Genomic DNA, 21,994 nt, shown 5'->3' with positions numbered 1-21,994 from the left:
ATTGGCGCAATCTGCAACTATTCAATGGGCAGACTGCATGATAAAATAGACGGTTCACATGTCAAAACTGGATAACTTGTTGTATGTCAGACTTTACTAAAACATCTTCATCCTCTGCTAACACGGGCAATATCCGTATTGATCCAACTGGCTTTGTAAAGCTTGGCGCACAGTTGCCAGCGCTGGCGAATACCTTGGCACAAGCGGTCAATGAGCTCAGTCTATCCTTGAGTGAGATGCAGCAGCGCACATTATTATTGTACTTAGACCAGCTTTTGTTGTGGAATAAAGCGTATAATCTGACCGCCATCACTGATCCAGAAGAGGCATTGATCAAACATGTGATTGATTGTTTGGCTATTATAACGCATTTACCATCAGGGTCACTGTTAGATATTGGCACGGGAGCAGGGTTGCCAGCGGTTATTATTGCGATTTGTCAGCCAGAGCGTCAATGCACCGCACTTGATAGTAATCAGAAAAAAATTCGTTTTATTAAGCAAATCAGCAGCGAGCTGGGTTTGAATAATATGCAGCCAATCGCTTCTCGTATCGAGGCGCATGAAGCCAGCTATGACGTTGTGACCTCTAGAGCCTTCGCCAGTTTGATCGACTTTGTCGAAGTGGCTCAGCCGCGCTTAGCAGATAATGGTTACTTATGCGCGATGAAAGGCAAAGCACCAAGTGATGAAGAACTACAAGCACTAGACAATGACTGGCATATTAAGACGATTAAACTTAAAGTGCCTCGTTTACATGATAGTCGTCATTTAATTGAATTGTCCTATAAAAATGTCTAAGCTATGAACACCTTTTAAGTGATACGTGTCGGTGACACATAGTTTTGTGGATATCTTAATGGCAAGATATTCAAAATATGGTGATACAGATCGCGCTAATTATATAGAGATACTCGTATTGTTTACGCTTATGAGTATTATGCTATGCAAAGTTTAGCGAAAAATTGATTGTTTAAGCCAAAAGTAAAATAACAGTAATAGACCCTAATTAAATTGAGTGAGTGTATGGAAATCATAGCAATTGCGAATCAAAAAGGCGGCGTGGGCAAAACCACGACGGCAGTAAATTTGACCGCCAGCTTGGCTGCGAAGCGCAAGCATGTACTGCTGATTGACTTAGACCCACAGGGTAATGCGACCAGTGGTACGGGTGTCGATAAGAACGAATTAGCACTGACGATAGCGGACGTGCTATTGGACGGGGTGTCGCTGTCTGATGCTATTGTTACTAGTCCGGCAGGGTTTGATGTGATCGGTGCCAATCGTGATTTGGCTGGCATGGATATTACCTTGATGAATAAGACCGATAGCCATGAGCTGTTTAAAACAGCAATGGCAGCATTGGTCAATGATCAGCTAGCTGCTAAAGAACCGGCTTACGACTATGTGGTTATAGACTGCGCACCCAGCTTGAATTTGCTGACGATTAATGCGTTAGTTGCTACAGATAGCGTCATTATTCCGATGCAGTGTGAATACTATGCACTAGAAGGCTTGGCTGATTTGTCGCAGACGATTGAGCGTTTAACCGAGTTGAATCCGAAGCTATATATCCGCGGTGTGGTGAGAACATTATTTGATGCACGCAATACACTGGCTCGTGATGTGTCTGCCGAGCTGGAAGCGCATTTTGGCAATATTATGTATAAGACCCATATTCCAAGAAATATTCGCTTAGCAGAAGCGCCAGCGCATGGTTTGCCAGTTATCGCTTATGAGAGATGGTCAAAAGGTGCGCGCGCTTATCAAAAATTGGCGGCTGAAGTCATGAAACAAAGTGACTAATATGCATATTTTTTTAGCACCAATGATAGACTGCAAGCAAAAGCGTGCAAACAGATATTGAATATTATATTTATGAGTAATGAGTAAGTTGTATTAATAATTATTTGGCTTTTATTTTAGCGTTAGAGGATAGGTAATCATGGCGAAGAAAAGAGGGTTGGCTGCCAATCGAGGCTTAGATGCCTTATTGGGGTCAATCAAAAAAGAAAAGCAAATCACCGCCTCTGCCTTGCAAGACGATATGGCGGCGCGTGAGAGTACTTTGCCAGCTGAAACGCTAAACGCTGATAGATTAAATATTAGCACGCCTGCTCAATCTGATAGTAACGAGACCAGTGAAAAACCAATGGCCAAACCTGTTGCCTCTGACACCATTGCCAGTAGTCGTAGCACACGGTCGCCGCGTACGGTAAACAAAGGTACGGTTAATAAGAGTCGTGTTAATGGAACAGATGCCAGTGCACCTGAAGACCAAATCAGCTTGGTGCAAATAGATGTCACGCGTTTGCAAGCGGGTAAGTATCAGCCACGCCGTGATATGAGTGAAACGGCGCTTGCAGAGCTGGCGTCTTCGATTGAGCAGCATGGCGTCATGCAACCGATCGTTATCCGTCCGTTGTTGGCCAATGAAGACAAGAGTGAAGCATTCGTTACCCATGAAATCATCGCTGGCGAGCGCCGCTGGCGAGCGGCAAAAATGGCAGGTAAATCTGTCATCCCAGCGATTGAACGTGCTTTATCGGATGAGCTTGCCATCGCACTGGCCTTGATTGAAAATATCCAGCGTGAAGACTTGTCAGTGATTGAGCAGGCCGCCGCATTACAACGTTTTCATACTGAATTTGGTATGAGTCATGCGATGATTGCCGAAGTCGTTGGCAAGGCGCGCACCACCGTATCAAACCTGCTGCGTCTCAATCAGCTACATGATACAGTCAAAGATCATTTGGCAAATAGCGCCTTAGATATGGGTCATGCGCGCACACTATTGGCATTATCTTCTGAGCAGCAGCCAATTATCGCGCAAAAAATCATCGATGGCGGTATGACAGTACGCGACGCTGAAAAGTTGGTCAAATCGATCTTGCAGCCTGCGCCTAAAGCCAATCGTGCTGAGCAAACGCAATCTCGTGAGTCTGAGCGTTTGATACAAAGACTGACAGACATGTTAGGGGCTGAAGTCAAACTCAAACACAAAAAAGATGGTCAGGGTAGTGTTGAGATATTTTTCCACAGCCAAGATCAGTTAGCAGCCTTAATTAAGCATATAGAAGCACAGGCTTGATATCGCTAACGAGTTTGTCATGATGCTTTGAACTTGAGATATTTTGATAACCGCTATTCTTATAAAAATATAAAAGAGAGTCAGTATGTGGGAGTTGGTAAAAGCGGGTGGTTGGTTGATGACGCCTATCGTGGTGTGCTCAATATTGGCATTGGTTATCATCATCGAGCGTAGTCATACCTTACAGTTTAATAAAGTTGCTCCGAGTAGGTTGCGCGAACAGCTAATCACACGCTTACGTGAGAATGGGGATATTGGTCGTACACAGCTGATGAATGTCAAAGAAAAAACACCTTTGGGAGATATTTTAGCGACAGGGCTGCTGTATCGTCAATATGGCTTAGATTCGATGACGATGCATATGCAAAACCGCGCTAGCGTACAAGTGCATCAGTTAGAAAAAAACATCAATATGCTTGGGACCATAGGGGCGATTGCGCCACTACTGGGTTTGTTAGGTACGGTATTAGGCATTATTTCGTCATTTTTGGCGATTACCGATGGCGCGATGCAAGACCCAACGATGCTTGCTGCTGGTGTGTCACAAGCGTTGATTACGACTGCTGCTGGTATGATCGTGGCTATTCCAGCACTGGTTGCCTATCGTTATTTTCAGCGCCGTATTATCGATATTAATGCCCAATTTGAGACGCAAGCGGGGCTAATGATTCAAGAGTTGTATGATTATCATTTGCTGGAAAATACGTCTGCTGCTGGTTTGAATGTGCCTGCACATCGTGCGCCATCGGATGACGTTGTAGATCACGAGTATGGAGTGGATGGGTTAAGCTCAAATAATGGTGTTGCTCTCACTTCTTAATATTTGTGACTGTTCAGCAGGCCCTAATAATCCATCAAGCACATGAGTATTCAGTAAATTAAAGAGAGTGATATGCGCTTTAGAAAACCGACTGTTGAGCCGCTCGAAATTAACTTGACCCCGATGATTGACTGTTTATTGTTTTTGATCGTATTTTTGCTGTTAGCAACGTCGTTTAATCATTTTAGCCGTTTAAATATTATTCTTCCTGAAGCTGAAGGTGTCGCGCTGACAGAAGAGAAAAATAGTATCGAAGTGGCAGTACAAGAAGATGGCAGTTATCTGGTGAACGGTATTACGCTTGCCAGTAGCAATGAGGCAGAGTTGACCAGCATGCTACAACAAGAAGCAGGCAGTAATCGTGACATGCTATTTGTTATTGCTGCGGATGCCAATGCCACCCATCAATCGGTTGTACGAGTGATGGATATTGCGGGTAAACTGGGATTTTTGAATCTTAATATCAGTACGGTCGTGCCACTTGGTCAGCCGTTACCGCAGTAGCCTATAACTACTTTAGTGCCATTGATGCCTTTATAACACTGTGATTTTAGCGCAGTCCATTCATATTATGACCCCCAAATTGAGGCTTTTATGAGCCAAGCATATCAACCTGACTCTGCAAAAACTGCTGCTAAAACATTATCAGCAGAGCCGTCAAACATACCTAAACATAAGACCTTGCTGCGTTTGCTGAGTTATTTAAAACCATATTGGTGGGCATTAATGCTTACTGTGGTAGGCTTTGCGATTAATGCAGCGACAGAGATTTGGATTGCCAAATTACTTCAATACATCACCGACGCCATTAATCAGAGCGATCAAAGCAAACAGGATTTATTTCCATTATTGATCATTGGTCTATTTTTTGTCCGCGGTGTTGGTAGCTTTTTGGGTAATTATTACTCTGCTCTGGTCTCGCGTAATTTGGTATATGAGCTGCGGGTGGAAGTCTTTAATAAATTGCTTCGTCTGCCAAGCTCCTTCTACTTGGCCAATCCTGCTGGAACCATTTCATCCAAGCTGATATTTGATGTTGAGCAAGTCACCGCAGCCAGCACAGACTCTATGAAGACGCTACTGCGAGATGGTTTGACTGTCGTGGCCTTGATAGGCTTCTTGCTTTATAGCAATTGGCGTTTGACGTTAATTTTGTTTATTGTGCTACCGCCCATATTGTGGCTTATTCGTGTGGCTTCAAAGCGTTATCTAAAGTTGTCTAAGGGCATTCAAGAGACGATGGGTGATGTCAGCCATATTACCAATGAAGTTATCGGTGGCTATCAGGTTGTCAAAAACTATGGCGGTCAAGCATACGAAGCCGCACGCTTCGATAAAACATCAAAAAAGAACTTACGCCAAGGCATGAAGGTCGTTGTGACCAATAGTATCAATACACCAGCGGTACAGTTGCTAATGGCGATAGCCATGTCAGTTGTGGTGTGGCTCGCACTGCGCCCATCGGTGATAGACAATATCTCAGCGGGTGAGTTTATCTCGTATATCGCTGCTGCAGGATTGCTCAGTAAACCGGTGCGCTCACTGACTGATGTGAATCAAAAACTGCAAAAAGGAATTGCGGCAGGTGAGTCTATTTTTGCATTGCTAGATGAGCCAGAAGAAACAGATACTGGTGTGCTTAGCCCTACTTTGACAGGTGAAATTAAGCTGGATAATGTCAGTCTGGTTTATCCTGATTCGACGGTCGCTTTGCGTGACTTTACATTAGATGTAAGAGCGGGTGAGACGGTTGCATTGGTAGGGCGAAGTGGTGCTGGTAAATCATCTTTAGTCAATTTACTGACGCGTACCTTATCGACTTCTTCTGGGCAAATTACTTTGGATGGAATACCGATTGAAGACATTAAGCTTGAGAGCTTACGGGCGCAGATTGCGATGGTCAATCAGCAAGTAGTCCTGTTCAATACCACGGTATTTAACAATATTGCTTATGGTGGCTTAGCCAGTAAAACCCAAGCCGAAGTTGAACGCGCCGCAAAAGATGCTTTTGCCCATGATTTTATTATGAAAATGCCAAACGGCTATCAAAGTGAAATCGGTGCTGAAGGTTTGCAGCTGTCTGGCGGGCAGCGTCAGCGCTTATCGATTGCTCGTGCGCTATTAAAAGACGCGCCGATTTTAATTTTAGATGAAGCAACCAGTGCGTTAGACAATGAGTCAGAGTACTACATTCAACAAGCGCTTGATAATGTGATGAAAGATCGTACGACGTTAGTCATTGCACATCGATTAACCACTATTGAGTCCGCAGATCGTATCGCAGTGTTAGATAGTGGTCAAATCGTTGAGTTAGGCACGCATGATGAGCTGATGCAATTGCAAGGTCATTATGCACAAATGTATGAGCGCGATTTTGAGTAGATTTATGTATCGCTATCTTGCAACACTCTTGCCACTTGAGCCGCACTAAAATAATAGGATAAGTAGCCAATAATAATGAGCATTGAGACGACAGTGACGCGTGCCTGGCAACGTCAAGCCGCTTGGCTATGGCTATTGCTACCTATTAGTTGGTTGTATGGACTCATCACCACGCTGCGTCGTCAAGCTTACAAATCTGGGCTGTTAGAAAGTTATCGTGCGCCGGTTCCCGTGATGGTGATCGGTAATATCAGCGTGGGCGGTAGTGGCAAAACGCCATTAATTATTGCCTTGGTTGATTATCTACAAGAACGGGGAATAAAGGTAGGTGTTATTAGTCGTGGTTATGGTGGTGATACCAGTCAAATGCCCGCTTTGGTCGATGCCACCAGTTTGCCCAATGTGGTAGGGGATGAGCCTTGTTTGATTGTTAATATGACAAATGCGCCCATGGCAGTATGTCCTGATCGTAAGCAAGCAATTATGACCTTGTTAGCTGCCCATCCTGACTTGCAATTCATTATTGCCGACGATGGCTTGCAGCATTATGCACTGCAACGTGACATTGAATGGATTGTGGTCGATTCGACACGAGGCTTTGGTAATCAGCAACTCCTGCCAACAGGGTTTTTACGTGAGCCCATGTCGCGGTTGCAGGGGGCAACTGTCATCTACCATGAGCCACTAAAAACAGATTCAGTTGATAATAACAAAGATAATAGCAGTCTATATCGAGCCAATCGCTTGACGATGCATCTAGAGGCGAATGCTCTGCAACTCTTATGGCAACCTACTTTATCTTATTCTCACATTGATGCGCCTAAAAAGGGCCATAAAGTACATGCGGTGAGCGGTATTGGTTATCCGCAGCGGTTTTTTGATACTTTAAATTCGCTTGGCTTCGATGTCGTTGGACATGCTTATCCTGATCATTATGATTTTGACTTGGCGGAATTGTTACAGTATACAGAATATCCAATCGTAGTAACCAGTAAAGATGCGGTAAAAATGAGAGCGTTGCTGTCGAAAGCCACTACTGATAAAGCGCTAAATGATGAGTATCAAGGGCTGATAAACAGACTATGGGTACTGCCAGTAACCGCCGAACTCTCTGACAGCTGTTATGATAATCTGCAGCAGCAGCTAAAGAAGCTAGGTATTGATATCGAAAATAATGACAGTACCAATAACAATAATAAAGCAAATAATAAATGATGCTTTAAACCGTATAAAAATTGCTATAGGAAACCCCATGTCGTCAGTAATTATACCCGCCAAAACTCATATTGTTATCCCTGCTCGTTTTAAGAGCACACGGCTGCCTGGCAAGCCATTACTAGAAATACATGGTAAGCCGATGATTCTTTGGGTTGCTGAAAAAGCGCAAACAGCGCACTTCGCTGATGATATGTGTATTGCCACGGATGATGACGATATTGCCAAGGTATGCATGGATGCAGGGTTTGATGTGTTGATGACCAGTAGCGAGCATGCTTCAGGCACTGACCGTTTGGCAGAAGTAGCCGCCATCAAAGGATGGGCTGACCATGATATCGTAGTCAACATGCAAGGTGATGAACCGTTAGTGCCACCGTTATTATTAGAGCAGGTGCAGGCGCTTTTGGTCGCAGACAGTGATAGCGTGATGGCGACTTTGTGTGAGTCTATCGACGACTATGAGACCTTTATGCGCTCATCAGTGGTAAAGGTTGTCAGTCAACAATCTAATGACTTGCAACGTGCGCTTTATTTTAGCCGAGCGCCCATTCCTTGTGATCGTGATGTCGTATTGTCCAATGACGATCATAGAAACCCACCAAAAAATGCTTATCGTCATTTAGGGCTATACGCTTATCGCGTCCGTTTATTACAGCAGTTTGTGCATTGGCCGCAAACACCACTTGAGAGACTTGAGAGCCTAGAGCAGTTACGCGTTTTAGAAAATGGAGAGCAAATTGCTATTGCAGTTGCTGCTTGTCATCTACCAGCAGGGGTCGATACGCAAGAAGATTTAGACCGCTTAAATGCCATGAGCTTGACTGACTTTCAGAGTCCAGTTGGATAAATAGCCTAAGCAAATAATTCATCTAAAGCGTCATGAACACGCTATATCCTGAATAATCAAGCGAAGTTATAGGACGTTAGCTATGAGTGATAAGACGCAAAATACAGGCACAATGGATACCACAGACCACATTTATTTTGCAGCGTTATTGCCATGGCAGCAAAATCTGTGGTCGCAATTGACCAAGCGAGTTTTGACATCACAGCAATCTTTGCCACATGCGCTATTAGCCGCCGGTATGCAGGGTATGGGCAAGCGGGCTTTTGTATGGCGTTTGGTCGCTTGGCTGTTATGCCGTGAGCGTGACAGTCATCCAACAGGGGCTTGCGGCGCATGTGAAAGTTGCCAGTGGCTAAGATCTGGTACGCATCCAAGCTTACAGGTATTGCCACTGATCAGTATGCCAATCAGTGCAGACAATGCTGATAATAAAGAGAAATTAAGTAACGCTGCAAAAGATAAAAAATCACCCAAAACAGCCGGTAATAGTGCTCTTAAGATTAAAGTGGATGATATTCGTAACTTGCAGCCTTTTATCTACCAAGGTGGTCAAGGTATGCGTATCTGTGTGTTAGACCATGCAGAGCAAATGACGATTGCCGCGGCTAATGCGCTACTCAAGACCTTAGAAGAACCACAAGCTCAAGTCCATTTATTTTTGATCAGTGATACTCCTGCGCAATTACTGCCCACCATTAAAAGTCGGGTGCAGCAGCTGCCATTGCAGACCATTCAGCCTATGATCGCCGTTGACTATGTGACACGGGCGCTTGGCTCTACGGTCAATCGTGAAGCGGTCGGTACGGCTGCGATTGAGCAGCTTATCCAATTGGCAAATGGCGCACCTTTGGCCGCGATAGCCATGGCACAAGCTCCATGGTACAGCAAACGTGCGCTATGGTTGACGACGTGGCAGGCATTGCGTAGTGGTAAACGTAGTAGTGTGGCAGCCAGTGACTATTGGCAAAACCAACTGAGTATCACAGAATTTATTCAGCTGTCTGAGCTGATGCTACTTGATATGCGCCGTGTTTGCTTAGGGCTTAATGAGCTTCAAAAAGACGTCAATCTATCCGCTGTATTAGAAAAGCATCCACCTGATAATAATGGCTTGGCGCTTTTTTCTAGTAGCTTACAGCAGACAAAAATCGCTCTGCAACAAAATGTGCAAGAAAAATTTGCCTATGATAAGCTAATGCAAGAATTGGCTTGTTTATAAGAAAATCCGCCTTAATAGCAAATAAAAATACCAAAATTAATGAAGGAAGCTGACTATGGCCATGCCAGGACGCGGCGGGATATTAACCTGCCATATTGAAAATATCGAAATGTTATATGCCAGCTACTTGTCCTTTGTCAGTAATGGCGCATTATTTGTGCCATCCAATCAGGCTCAGCAGCTAGGTAACGAAGTATTTATCGCCATCACTTTACCCAATTCTAGCGAGCGTTTACCCATGAATGGTAAAGTGGTTTGGATCAATTCTAAAACTCAAGGTGGTCGACCGGCAGGTTTTGCTGTACAGATTGGAACTGATATTGCAGGTCAAAGAATTAAAAACGAAGTTGAGCGGTTATTGGCGGGTAAAATAGACGGTTTGCAGTCTACGTATACCATGTAATTATTAATGGTACTTGTAATGGTTTTGATAAGTGTTAGACAACTATTACTAAATAAACAGTGTGGAAAAAGCCGCTTTATATATCGATAAGGCGGCTTTTTTATAATGAGCATAAGACTAAGTAAAGCCACCATACATTTTAATAACGCGGTGGCACATACATATCATCTGGGATAGGTTCACGGTAGTATTCGTCATCGCGTTTGCGGTTGGGTAGCTCAACTTCGTCACGAGGTATTTCTTTATAAGGGATTTGTTCGAGTAAATGCGCAATACAGTTTAGCCTTGCGCGCTTCTTGTTATTGCCCTCAACTACCCACCATGGCGCTTCAGGGATATGAGTGCGTTCAAACATGGTTTCTTTTGCTTTGGTGTAATCTTCCCACCGCCGGCGTGATTGTAAATCCATCGGTGAGAGCTTCCACTGTTTAAGTGGGTCATATATTCGACTCATAAAGCGCGCATGTTGCTCATCATCAGTAATAGAAAACCAATATTTTACTAAGCGAATGCCTGATCGTACTAGCATGCGTTCAAACTCAGGCACCGACTGAAAAAACTCTTCATATTGTGCATCGGTACAAAAGCCCATCACGTGCTCAACCCCGCCGCGGTTATACCAGCTACGATCAAACAATACGATCTCACCTGCTGCTGGTAAATGCGCGACATAGCGCTGAAAATACCATTGTGTTTGCTCGCGTTCCGTTGGGGCAGGTAAGGCTGCAACACGGCAAACTCGCGGATTTAGTCGCTGGGTAATGCGTTTGATAGCGCCACCTTTACCAGCAGAATCCCGCCCTTCAAAGATAACGACGATGCGCTCACCGCGGTCAACAACCCAATCCTGTAGTTTTATAAGTTCTCGCTGTAGGCGTACCAATTCATGGAAGTAAGTGCGCCGATCCAGTTTTTCTTGCTCGCTCATCTCACGTCCGTTAAAACGAAAGTCACGTGCATAATCATCTATTTCATTTTCTAGTTCTTCATCATAGGTATCGATTAAGTCTTGATGCATTTTTCGACGCAGTTCATCGTCAAGAATATCTTTTTCGATGCGTTCAGAGAGGAGGGCTTGTTCCTGATTGTACCGATCTAAATCCTCCTTAGTCGTTAGAGATTGAAAATCAGTGGTTGTAAGGGGTGCTGTCATCACCAATTTTTCAGAGCCAAAAATGACTTGCCTCATTTTTTTTAATAAAACTTTTGTCTTACCCATAAATATTACCTTTGTGTGGCGTATCGGCTTTTTTGAGAGGCTGTTATCTAGGTCATTTCTATCATAACAAAGTACAGACAATAAAAAATGCCCTTTAAATAAATTAAAGGGCATTTTTTATTGACACATATATGCTGATTAAAATAATAAGTCAGCGTGTCTTTTTAACCTAAAAGTCATCAAACTTATTTCTCTAAGATACAAGTAACGCCCTGACCACCCGCTGCACAGATAGAGATAAGTGCGCGACCTGAGCCTTTTTGATCCAAAAGCTTGGCTGCAGTGGCTAGGATACGACCGCCCGTTGCGGCAAAAGGATGGCCCGCAGCCAACGATGAACCATTCACGTTTAGCTTACTACGATCGATAGAACCTAGTGGTGCATCTAGTCCTAGACGCTCTTCACAGAATGTCTCATCTTCCCAAGCGGCTAGTGTTGATAACACTTGTGATGCAAAGGCTTCATGAATTTCATAAAAATCGAAATCTTGTAGTGTCAGGCCAGCGCGTTCAAGCATACGTGGTACGGCATAAGCAGGTGCCATTAATAGCCCTTCTGTGGTGCCAGATTTTCCGATGAAATCTACCGCTGCTGTTTCTTGATGAACAATATAAGCCAATGGCTTAAGACCATGCTCTTTTGCCCACTCATCGGTTCCTAATAGGACACAAGAAGCGCCATCCGTTAGCGGTGTAGAATTGGCTGCTGTCATCGTTGGGTTGGCATTCTTTTTACCAAACACAGGCTTTAATTTAGCCAGTTTTTCTAAAGTAGTATCAGGACGCAAGTTGTTATCGCGCGTTAGACCTTTGTATGGAGTGATTAGGTCATCGAAGAACCCTTCATCATAAGCGCGCGCTAGGTTCTGATGGCTGTTAAAAGCAAGCTCATCTTGTGCTTCACGGCTGATATTCCACTCAAGTGTGGTGATGGCCTGATGGTCACCCATTGATAAACCAGTACGTGGCTCGCCATTTTGTGGTGAATCGATTAAGTCTTTTGGATTTAGACCCATTAGCGCTTTTAGGCGCTGTTTATTGTTTTTAGCCGCGCCCAGTTTGATGAGTACTTTACGTAGACCATCACCAATCGCGATCGGTGCGTCAGAGGTTGTATCTACGCCGCCAGTGATGGCTGAATCAATAAGTCCAAGTGCGATCTTGTTGGCAGAAGCAAAGGTCGCTTGCAAGCCAGTACCGCAAGCTTGTGAGATATCATAAGTTGGCGTGTGTGGGTTCAGTGCTGTGTTCAATGTTGCTTCACGAGTCAAGTTGATATCGCGGCTTAGCTTCATAACAGCACCAGCAACCACTTCGCCCAACACTTCGTCTTGTAGATTATAACGTTCAATCAAGCCATCTAACGCTGCTGTCAACATGTCGGTGTTACTAACATCAGCGTATGAACCGTTCGAGCGTGCAAATGGAATACGGTTACCACCTAAGATAGCCACGCGGTTTTGACCGGCAACAGCTTTGGTTTTACTGGTTTTTTTGGCAGCAGATGCTGGCTTTTTCGTAGTAGAAGCTGCTACTTTATTGTTCGCTTCTGTTTTGTTAGAAGACTCTTTATTATTAGATGTATCTGTGGCTGTCGTACTTTTAACTTTTTTAGCAGGCGTTTCTGTTTTGGTGCTGTCTGATTTATTATCAGTAGATTTTGGGGCAGTGGCTTTTACGACTGTGCTTTCAACAACAGGGCTATCAGGGTGATTGTTTTTATTACTCATAATATTATCCTTAAAAAATATGGGTAGAAGAAAAAAGGAGGCTAACAATAATAAAGCTAATAATAAAAATGGTTAAATTAGAAAACTCAATAATCGAAAATAAACAAGAAGCAAATGTTATCACTTATTACGCAGCATAGCTGTTTACGATAAGGCATTTTTACGACCTTACTGTATATCTTTGGCAAACTATGTGACGCTTATCTAAGGTCGGTATTGGCTTTGAAAGACATCAATATGACTTTCGTAGACTGGCTAGTATCGATTATTGGCATTGCATAACGATAGATTTGATAATATATTGTTATCAATAATTGCATTTGCTATAACTTATAGGTCTGATTTTAGCACAATGCGGTGATTTTTAAATCCAGAAAAAGTGACCGTCTTGTATACTGGCTTGTTTACAGATTGTTGTAGACATTATCGGTTTTTGGACTTGTTTAAGCTGGCAGTGTATAGTTAGGCCAGCTTTAGACTCATTTACTAAATATCAATAATGATGAGGTTATTGAGTCTATATAATAGGCACATTACATTTTTTATTATTATTATTCTAACCGTTCGTTATAGGGATTATATTATGTCAGACCGTTATGGTGATTTTGTTCAGTCTTCTATTGGCAAAAAAGTGGCCAAAAATTTGGGTTTACCGTTACCCGTTACCCTTGATCGCTTCGAAAGCGGTGAGCCTTTAGTACGTGGTAGTGTATTGGTTGGCCGTGCTAATGGTGATGATCAAAGCGTCAGTGAGTCCGTTGCGCGGATTTTGTCAGACGTACATGCTGATGTTTATGTAAACAGCAGTGATGATATCAAAGATGCCCTTGCTGATGCAGGCGTTGAAGCAAAAGCCAATACGGGCGGCGATGATAAATTTAAAGTATTGCTTTTTGATGCAAGCAATATTAGCAATGCCGATCAATTAAAAGAAGTGTACGAGTTCTTCCATACTGTGGCTCGTCGTGTAGAAAAGTCTGGTCGCGTCATTATTATCGGCCGCACACCAGAAAATATTACTGACATTGATACAGCTTTGGCTCAGCGAGCGCTTGAAGGCTTTGTGAAGTCTGTTGGTAAAGAATTCAAACGCGGTATTACTGCACAGCTTATCTATGTTGAAGAAGGCGCAGAGCAAAACCTAGATTCAACTTTACGTTTTTTCACCTCAGCTCGTTCAGCTTATGTCTCAGGACAAGTCGTACGCGTTAGTAAAGGTAGTAATGTCGACGTCGATTGGACACAACCTCTTGGTGGCAAAACCATGCTGGTGACTGGTGCAAGTCGCGGTATTGGTGAAGCAATTGCCCGTGTGTTGGCTCGCGAAGGCGCCCACGTTATCTGCCTTGATGTACCGCAGCAGCAAGCAGACCTACAAAAAGTGGCTAGCGAAATTAGTGGCTCAGTATTGACCGTTGATATCACCAGTGATGATGCTGGCAAACAAATCGCCGAAGCCGCACAAAAGCGTGGCGGACTCGATTCAATCATTCATAATGCTGGCGTTACTCGTGATAAGACATTGGCAAATATGGACGAGAAGAAGTGGGACATGGTTATTGATATTAACCTAGGTAGTATTGCTAGGCTGAATCGCTACTTGCTAGACAACGACGTATTAAAAGACAATGCACGTATCGTTTGTGTGTCATCAATTTCAGGTATCGCTGGTAACATGGGTCAGACCAACTATGCGACTTCTAAAGCAGGCGTTATTGGCTTGGTCAATGCTACGGCAAAACAGTTAGAAGACAATGCTAAAGGCATGACAATTAATGCAGTGGCACCAGGATTCATCGAAACACAAATGACTGAAGCCATTCCGTTCGCTATTCGCGAAGCGGGTCGCCGCATGAACTCAATGAGCCAAGGCGGCTTACCAGTAGACGTGGCTGAGACCATCGCATGGTTGGCTTCACCTGCTTCTGGTGGCCTAAATGGCAACACTGTCCGCGTCTGTGGCCAAAGCTTACTTGGTGCATAAGACCGATTTATCAATGAGCATATGTGGTGAATAATGAGAGGGTGGTTTTATGATGTTTTTCTTCGTTTTTGACTTCTCTCACATATGCTTACGAAATAATTGCTGATAAATTGTAATAAAGCTGCCCAAGGGTGGCTTTTTTATGATAAAAACACAGAGAACCCTTAGCCAAATTGTTTTTTGCTGTGAGAGTTGCTTATATGGTCTAAGACCATGCCTATGAATTGTGCCTAGTTTAGGCCTAATATTAGTGGTATCGCTCAATTATAGGCTGTAACCAATCACGTTATAGCATCTTTAGGCGCACCAAGAAAATTTGCTCAAGCCCCACTTAGGATTTACTTATGTCAGACACCCATTATGACGCGTTGCCAAAAGCACACACCACCTATGCCAATATCGTCAAAAGCTTATTACCTATTGGTAACGGTAGTAAGGTCGGTAAAGATGAATTGCCGCAGGCCACCTATTACGTCGATGATCTGCATATCGATCAGGACAATCTGAACGACTATCGTAAAATTTGTGGATTTGCTGATGATGGCAAAATACCAGCCACTTACTTCTCGGTACTATCGCAAACTTTGCAGATGAATATGATGGTCAAAGAGCCATTTCCATTTGCTATGTTGGGTCTCGTACACGTTGACAATAGCGTCACGCAGCATCGTCCTATCGGTGAGCGTGAGACAGTAGCAATGTCGGTCACTTTTGATAATTTACGTGACCATGCCCAAGGTCAGCAATTTGATTTTGTCACTACCGTTAAATCAGAAAATGAAGTGATTTGGGAAGGTACGTCAACTTATCTAGCACGCAGCAAAAAATCTAGCAGTAGTAAAGACAAAAAAAGCACGCCGCGTCCAGTTGCCGTTAAACCAGAAGTAGGTAAAAAAGACGTACATAGCATTTTTGAAGTACCAGAAGACATTGGTCGCCGTTATGCCTTTGTTTCAGGTGACTTTAACCTGATTCATTTGCATCCACTATCAGCACGTGCCTTTGGTTTCCCTAAAGCGATTGCGCATGGTATGTGGTCAAAAGCTAAGTGTCTTGCTCTCATGGGTGAGCTACCTGATGCTTATACCATCGATGTCTCATTCAAACTGCCTATCTTTTTGCCAGCTGAAGTAGAGCTCATCGCTCAGCCAGTAGAACAGCTAAAAAATGTAGGCGATACCTGTGACTTTGGGCTGTATAGCTCTAAAAACAGTAAGCCACATTTGGCTGGTGTTGTGACACTAAATAGCGAAAGCAAGTAGCAAGTACTGTATAGCGTCTCAAAGCCTGTATCTTAATAACCATATTTAACGAACATATTTATCATTATGAATTCACAAAACAATGCGACAAGCACCGATCAATCTGATAGCTCAGTATCTATTGATACAGTAGCTGCCAACGATAATTTTGCCACTGATACTTTAGGCAATGAAATTGTCGATTCTGATAATGGTGTTGATTTGGCTGCTGTTTTTGAGCCGTATTTTCGTCCAGATGCCAACACTATTGTATGCGGTGCGTTAGATGACGAAAAAGTTGTCGCATTAGCAAAATCTGGTGTGGAGTTGGTGATTAATTTGCAGCCAGACGATGAGTTAAGCTTTGATGAAGCAGCAGCGGTTGAGCGAGCAGGAATGAGCTATGAGCATCTGCCTATCAATGGTGCTGCAGAGCTAAAGCAACTTAAAATACTGGCATTTGATAATATATTGCGTCAGTATCATGGTAAAAAGATTGCCATGCATTGCGGATCGGGCAATAGAGTTGGGGCTGCGATTGCGCTACGGGCAGGCTGGTTGCGTGGACGTAAGATGGATACTGCTATGGAGCGTGGACGTAGTCACGGCCTGACCAAGCTTGAACAAGAAGTGCATAATCGTTTGCTAGTACCGCGATAAAGTATCATTATGATTGAAGAGTAAAAAGGCGACCTATAGGTGGCCTTTTTTATTGGTCAATAATTCATTTATACTGGTTCAACCATTTTTACAGCTTACTTACACCATCTTAAAACTAGAATAATTCATATCACTGGAGCAAGATATCAATGACGGACCATAATAAAGAAAGTTCTAATACATCAACGAGGATTGATTTTCAGCAACGCTTACAGCAATTACTGGCGGATTTACAGCTTGATGATGCGCCAGCAGGTGGTGCTGTGGTTGTATATCAGGCAGGGAAGTGTATTGCTCAGGCAAGTATAGGTATGGCACGTTTGGATACGTCATGGCAGCCTGATACGCTAGCGATTAACTTTTCTACCGGTAAAGGAGTATTGGCAACACTCGTGCATGTGTTGGTTTCTCAGCAGTTGCTTGATTATGATGTCCCTATTGCTCACTACTGGCCGGAGTTTGCTGCAAAAGACAAAGACCAAATCACTTTACGACGCGTCATGTCGCATCAGGCTGATTTATTTTCAATTCAAAGTATCGAAGCCGACAGTGATACGGTGCTCGATTGGCGCGCTATGCTGAACAATATCGAGGCAATGCCTATCACACCTCCTGAAGATGCAGCATCATATGACAGCGCTTATAGTGCACTGGTATACGGCTGGATACTTGGCGGTGTGATAGAAGCCGTGACCCATATGTCATTAGCCGAAGCTTTGCGCCAATATCTTACTGAACCTTTAGGCATTGCAGATAGTTGTTATTTTGGTGTACCAGAGAGCAAAGTCAACCAAGTGGCAAAACTGGCCAAAGACTTTGAGGCATCAAATGAAGACAGCGTGCAACTGCGTAACAAGCGTCAAAAGCCGACCCTAAAATCGGACTCACAAAGTACCTTACGTACTTATGCTAGCCTGCCCAGCTATGTTTGCTGGCAGCAGCAAGCCTTAGTCGATAGCAAAATGGTAGACCCGAGCAAAGATGATGAACAAAACGAATTGCCGATATTGGACACGGCTCGTATTAGTCGTTTGTACTTCAATACCAGTCAGCTTAATCTAAAAAACTATAAGGCGGCGCTCATACCTGCTGGCAAACAAGCGCTTGATTATCATAACCGTAAGACATTAAAGGCAGTCATTCCCGCTGCTAATGGCGTTGCCTCAGCTCAAGCACTGGCAACTATTTACGCGATGTTAGCCAACGGTGGTGTCTGGAAAGGGCAAACGTTGATTGATAGTGCTACTTTTGAGCAACTATCTACACCGCAAGTTACAGGTCTAGATGCAGTCATGCCAGCGCCCATGCAGTGGCGATTGGGCTATCATAGGTTGTTTAGTATATGCAGTAACAAGAGCAATACCGCTAAGAGAGTTGATCCGGCATTGTCAGGGTTTGGGCATATGGGATATAACGGCTCAGTTGCTTGGTGTGATCCTGCGCGTCAACTGTCATTTGCTTTTATTCATAACTTTGATACCACCATGCTCAACGATATTCGTCAGTTTGCACTGACGGAAGCGGTCTTGAAGTGGGTCGATGAGGTGCTGTGATCAAGTCGGTTCTTTAGTTCTTTAGTTCTTTAGTTCTTTAGTTCTTTAGTTCTTTAGTTCTTTAGTTCTTTAGTTCTTTAGTTCTTTAGTTCTTTAGTTCTTTAGTTCTTTAGTTCTTTAGTTCTTTAGGCGAACTAATTTTATTAAATGTATTTGCCGTGTAAATGATCAATGATGCTTTTTTGGTGTCATTTTAAGCAGCCTTGTTGCGCTTAGACCATGGATAAAAATTGAGGCTAGAATCACAATCGAGCAGACAATCCATAGCTTGAGCGCATCATCCTCAGCGAAAAAACCTTGATTGAGCGCATAAGATAAATAGTACAAAGTACCAATACCGCGAATACCTAGCGCTGAGATTGCGTATTTTTCAGTGCGAGGTAAGTTAAGTCCTGATAAGGCAATGAATCCGCCAATCGGACGTATGAGTAGTAAAAAGGTAAAGCTTACGATGTAGACACGCCATGTCAACTCAACGCCAGATTGTAAACCTTGACCAAGGAACATGCCAAAGATAACTAGCACTAATGACATCAGTAAGCCTTCTGATTGCTCAGCAAAGTCGTGCAGTTTTTGATGATAAGTGTGCTCACATTCTGAACGCCGAAATGCAAAGGCAGCGACAAAGACGGCGATAAACCCATAACTGTGTACATATTCTGCGACACCATATGCCACTAAGGTCAGGGCAATGACCACATATCCTTGCGAAATGGTGGTCTCACGGGTGTGTCTAGAGAACACGACCTTGGCCAAAGCCTTTCCAACTAGGACACCAACCAATACCCCTGCGCCAATTTTCCATAAGACATCATGCGTAAACCATGACCAAAGCATCTCGTCAGTAAAAGCTTGTCCTTCACTAAAAGCTTCCGCCACTTTAATTGCCAAGTAAACAAAGGGAAAAGCCAGTCCATCGTTTAACCCTGCCTCTGAGGTTAAAGTAAAGCGCGGTGTGTCTTCTCTGCCTGTATTAGGAGGCCCCACTTGAATACTAGAAGCTAGAACAGGATCGGTGGGTGCCAAGACTGCTCCAAGCAAAATAGCAGCGCCCAGACTCAAGCCAAATGCGTAATAACCTAAGCCTGCCATCGCAAAAATGCCAATCGGCATGGTGATGAGCAGTAGCCTGATTGTGGGTCGCCACAGCTGCCAAGAGAACTCGGTATCAATCTTGATACCAGCACCAACCAACGAGACCAAGATGACAATCTCAGTCAGTTTTTCGATGATTACGCCATTATTGATAGGATCCAAAAACGACAAGGATGTCCACCAATACCCCATGATCAGACCGAAGCTGACTTGTAGCATCGGTAATGAGATGGAGGTGCGTTTAAAGATAACAGGAAACAATGCCCCTAGTAAAAAAGCGATACCACAGATTAATAAAAATAAATTGTAGTTTTCAATCATAAGGTTTACGCACGTCGTTGTATTTTAAGAGATTAGTTTTAAGGGGGTGGGTTTTGATATTGATGATTGGTACTGATAGTAAGTGTTGAGCCAACAATATGCCTTATCATGACGATAAAAAAGAATTATTACCGAAAAAAATAGTTATCAAAACGAGAGCTGCGTTGTTTTTTGGTGAAAAAAAAGCCTGCATGGCGCAGGCTTAATATATTACTACAAGTATGTTTAAACATTAATCGCTCAAGGTTTAGCGTTCAACTTGACTCACGTCACGTACAGCACCAGTATCTGCACTGGTGGTCATAGCAGCATAAGCACGTAGAGCTGGAGTGACATGACGATCACGGCTGACTGGCTTCCAAGCATCACGGCCTCGAGCTTCCATGGCTTCGCGGCGAGTAGCCAAATCAGCATCACTGACTTGCATGTTAATAGTACGATTAGGAATATCGATATGGATGGTATCGCCTTCTTCAACCAGACCAATGGCACCGCCTTCAGCCGCTTCAGGGCTGGCGTGACCGATCGAAAGACCTGATGTCCCACCAGAGAAGCGACCATCAGTGAGTAGGGCGCATTCTTTACCCAATCCTTTTGACTTCAAGTAAGTCGTTGGGTAAAGCATCTCTTGCATACCAGGGCCACCTTTAGGGCCTTCGTAGCGGATGATGACCACATCACCTGCAACGATATTGTCAGCCAATACCGCAGCGACGGCATCATCTTGTGATTCAAATAAGCGCGCGCGACCAGTGAAGGTTAAGATACTCTCGTCGACGCCTGCGGTTTTGACAACGCAGCCACGCTCTGCGATATTGCCATACAGTACGGCCAATCCGCCATCTGTAGAATAGGCGTGTTTGGCACTACGGATACAGCCTGACTCACGGTTAACGTCGAGGTTTGACCATTCTTTTGATTGTGAAAATGCCTCAGTGGTGCGTACGCCACCAGGTGCTGCCAGATATCGTGCGCGTGCCTCATGATTATCAGAGTTCATGATATCCCATTTATCAATCGCTTCTTTCATCGTCGCGCTATGGATAGTCGGCACATCAGTCTTCAGTAATCCGGCACGATCAAGCTCGGCCAATAAGGCAAAGACACCGCCGGCACGATGCACGTCTTCCATATGGTATTTTTGTGAGGCAGGGGCGACTTTTGCTAGGCAAGGCACACCGCGACTTAGACGATCAATGTCTGACATTTTAAAATCAACTTCTGCTTCGTTAGCTGCTGCCAATAAATGCAGAATAGTATTGGTTGAGCCACCCATTGCGATATCTAATGTCATCGCATTTTCAAAAGCCGCTTTGCTAGCGATTGAGCGCGGCAATACCGAATTATCATCCTGCTCATAGCGACGTTTGGCAAGCGAGACGATAGTGCGTCCCGCTTCTAAAAATAGCTCACGACGCAGCGAATGGGTCGCCAGTAGCGAGCCATTACCCGGCAAGGCCAATCCTAAGGCTTCGGTTAAACAGTTCATCGAGTTAGCAGTAAACATACCAGAGCACGAACCACAAGTAGGGCAGGCTGAGGCTTCAATGGCGGCCACATCTTCATCGCTAATGCTGTCATCCGCGGCATCCATCATCGCATCGACGAGGTCAAGTTTACGAACGGCACTGCTGTCACTACTATCGGTATTGTGGCTCTTGCCAACGGTACTGGCTAAAATTTTGCCTGCTTCCATTGGGCCACCTGAAATAAACACCACTGGAATATTCAGGCGCATCGCGGCCATCAGCATACCCGGGGTGATCTTATCGCAGTTCGAGATACATACTAGCGCGTCTGCACAGTGGGCATTGACCATGTACTCGACCGAGTCAGCAATCAGGTCGCGACTCGGCAGTGAATACAACATACCGCTATGACCCATCGCAATACCATCATCGACCGCAATAGTATTGAACTCTTTTGCAACGCCGCCGGCTTGTTCAATTTCACGTGCGACCAGTTGTCCAAGGTCTTTTAGATGCACATGGCCAGGTACAAACTGGGTGAAAGAGTTAGCAATGGCAATAATCGGTTTGCCAAAGTCGCCGTCAGTCATGCCAGTTGCGCGCCATAATGCGCGCGCGCCTGCCATATTACGGCCGCCAGTAGAGGTTTTTGAGCGATAATCCATGTGATGTTCCTTACAAATAGGCGAGGTTTGTGAAAATGTGCACCCTCAATTTTAATATTGATAGTGTGCTTTTTATAA

18 protein-coding genes are annotated in these 21,994 nt (G+C 44.1%); 14 read left to right on the top strand and 4 right to left on the bottom strand.

Going from position 1 to position 21,994, the window contains the following annotated elements; all coding sequences use genetic code 11:
* Nucleotides 1-83: 83 nt before the first annotated feature.
* The 10 genes from rsmG to JMX93_RS01340 all read left to right on the top strand — a co-directional run bounded on the left by rsmG (nt 84) and on the right by JMX93_RS01340 (nt 9,979).
* Entirely contained in the window at nt 84-800 is a 717-nt protein-coding gene (gene rsmG / locus JMX93_RS01385) for a 16S rRNA (guanine(527)-N(7))-methyltransferase RsmG (RefSeq protein ID WP_499203619.1), read from the top strand.
* Between the two features lie 225 nt (nt 801-1,025).
* Complete coding sequence (locus tag JMX93_RS01380; protein ID WP_193011337.1) at nt 1,026-1,805, top strand: ParA family protein; 780 nt, start codon at nt 1,026-1,028, stop codon at nt 1,803-1,805.
* Between the two features lie 139 nt (nt 1,806-1,944).
* Nucleotides 1,945-3,090 (top strand): ParB/RepB/Spo0J family partition protein, encoded by a 1,146-nt coding sequence (locus JMX93_RS01375; RefSeq protein ID WP_499203618.1) that lies wholly within the window; start codon nt 1,945-1,947, stop codon nt 3,088-3,090.
* A gap of 85 nt (nt 3,091-3,175) precedes the next feature.
* Entirely contained in the window at nt 3,176-3,910 is a 735-nt protein-coding gene (locus JMX93_RS01370; RefSeq protein WP_443215272.1) for a MotA/TolQ/ExbB proton channel family protein, read from the top strand.
* 72 nt (nt 3,911-3,982) lie between these two features.
* Nucleotides 3,983-4,414, top strand: a complete 432-nt coding sequence (locus JMX93_RS01365; protein ID WP_025651795.1) for an ExbD/TolR family protein — start codon at nt 3,983-3,985, stop codon at nt 4,412-4,414.
* Nucleotides 4,415-4,504: 90 nt separating this feature from the next.
* Nucleotides 4,505-6,292, top strand: a complete 1,788-nt coding sequence (gene msbA / locus JMX93_RS01360) for a lipid A export permease/ATP-binding protein MsbA (RefSeq protein WP_198332023.1) — start codon at nt 4,505-4,507, stop codon at nt 6,290-6,292.
* Between the two features lie 75 nt (nt 6,293-6,367).
* Nucleotides 6,368-7,507, top strand: coding sequence for a tetraacyldisaccharide 4'-kinase (gene lpxK, locus JMX93_RS01355; protein WP_499203617.1), 1,140 nt, complete (start codon nt 6,368-6,370; stop codon nt 7,505-7,507).
* 37 nt (nt 7,508-7,544) lie between these two features.
* A complete protein-coding gene (gene kdsB, locus JMX93_RS01350; protein ID WP_499203616.1) occupies nt 7,545-8,357 on the top strand; it encodes a 3-deoxy-manno-octulosonate cytidylyltransferase in 813 nt (270 codons plus the stop codon).
* Between the two features lie 82 nt (nt 8,358-8,439).
* Entirely contained in the window at nt 8,440-9,576 is a 1,137-nt protein-coding gene (locus JMX93_RS01345) for a DNA polymerase III delta subunit-related protein (protein WP_499203615.1), read from the top strand.
* A 55-nt stretch (nt 9,577-9,631) separates the two neighbouring features.
* Nucleotides 9,632-9,979 carry a PilZ domain-containing protein gene (locus tag JMX93_RS01340; protein WP_087814367.1) on the top strand — a complete coding sequence of 116 codons (348 nt, stop codon included), beginning with the start codon at nt 9,632-9,634 and terminating at the stop codon, nt 9,977-9,979.
* Nucleotides 9,980-10,118: 139 nt separating this feature from the next.
* On the opposite strand, the gene ppk2 is transcribed toward JMX93_RS01340, so the two are convergent.
* Together ppk2 and JMX93_RS01330 are read right to left on the bottom strand one after the other, a co-directional pair.
* Nucleotides 10,119-11,198, bottom strand: a complete 1,080-nt coding sequence (gene ppk2, locus JMX93_RS01335) for a polyphosphate kinase 2 (protein ID WP_264298239.1) — start codon at nt 11,196-11,198, stop codon at nt 10,119-10,121.
* A 185-nt stretch (nt 11,199-11,383) separates the two neighbouring features.
* Entirely contained in the window at nt 11,384-12,928 is a 1,545-nt protein-coding gene (locus JMX93_RS01330) for an acetyl-CoA C-acetyltransferase (protein WP_499203614.1), read from the bottom strand.
* Nucleotides 12,929-13,511: 583 nt separating this feature from the next.
* Between JMX93_RS01330 and JMX93_RS01325 the strand changes: the two genes are divergently transcribed.
* From JMX93_RS01325 to JMX93_RS01310, 4 genes are all read left to right on the top strand, one after another.
* Entirely contained in the window at nt 13,512-14,912 is a 1,401-nt protein-coding gene (locus JMX93_RS01325; protein ID WP_193011331.1) for a 3-oxoacyl-ACP reductase, read from the top strand.
* A 344-nt stretch (nt 14,913-15,256) separates the two neighbouring features.
* Nucleotides 15,257-16,174 (top strand): MaoC family dehydratase, encoded by a 918-nt coding sequence (locus JMX93_RS01320; protein WP_193011330.1) that lies wholly within the window; start codon nt 15,257-15,259, stop codon nt 16,172-16,174.
* 66 nt (nt 16,175-16,240) lie between these two features.
* Entirely contained in the window at nt 16,241-16,813 is a 573-nt protein-coding gene (locus JMX93_RS01315; protein ID WP_443215274.1) for a protein tyrosine phosphatase family protein, read from the top strand.
* Nucleotides 16,814-16,962: 149 nt separating this feature from the next.
* Entirely contained in the window at nt 16,963-18,366 is a 1,404-nt protein-coding gene (locus tag JMX93_RS01310) for a serine hydrolase domain-containing protein (RefSeq protein ID WP_499203613.1), read from the top strand.
* A 168-nt stretch (nt 18,367-18,534) separates the two neighbouring features.
* Here the strand turns inward: JMX93_RS01310 and JMX93_RS01305 are convergent, their stop codons facing one another.
* Both JMX93_RS01305 and ilvD read right to left on the bottom strand, forming a co-directional pair.
* Nucleotides 18,535-19,782, bottom strand: coding sequence for a cation:proton antiporter (locus tag JMX93_RS01305; RefSeq protein ID WP_193011327.1), 1,248 nt, complete (start codon nt 19,780-19,782; stop codon nt 18,535-18,537).
* 247 nt (nt 19,783-20,029) lie between these two features.
* Nucleotides 20,030-21,916: a dihydroxy-acid dehydratase gene (gene ilvD / locus JMX93_RS01300; protein WP_499203612.1), complete on the bottom strand. Its 1,887-nt coding sequence runs from the start codon at nt 21,914-21,916 to the stop codon at nt 20,030-20,032.
* Nucleotides 21,917-21,994 lie beyond the last annotated feature (78 nt).

The organism is Psychrobacter muriicola 2pS (genome assembly GCF_904846535.1).
In the GTDB taxonomy this organism is placed as follows: domain Bacteria; phylum Pseudomonadota; class Gammaproteobacteria; order Pseudomonadales; family Moraxellaceae; genus Psychrobacter; species Psychrobacter aquimaris.
Note: the sequence above shows the minus strand (reverse complement) of the source record. Positions and strands in the feature narration are given on the sequence as shown.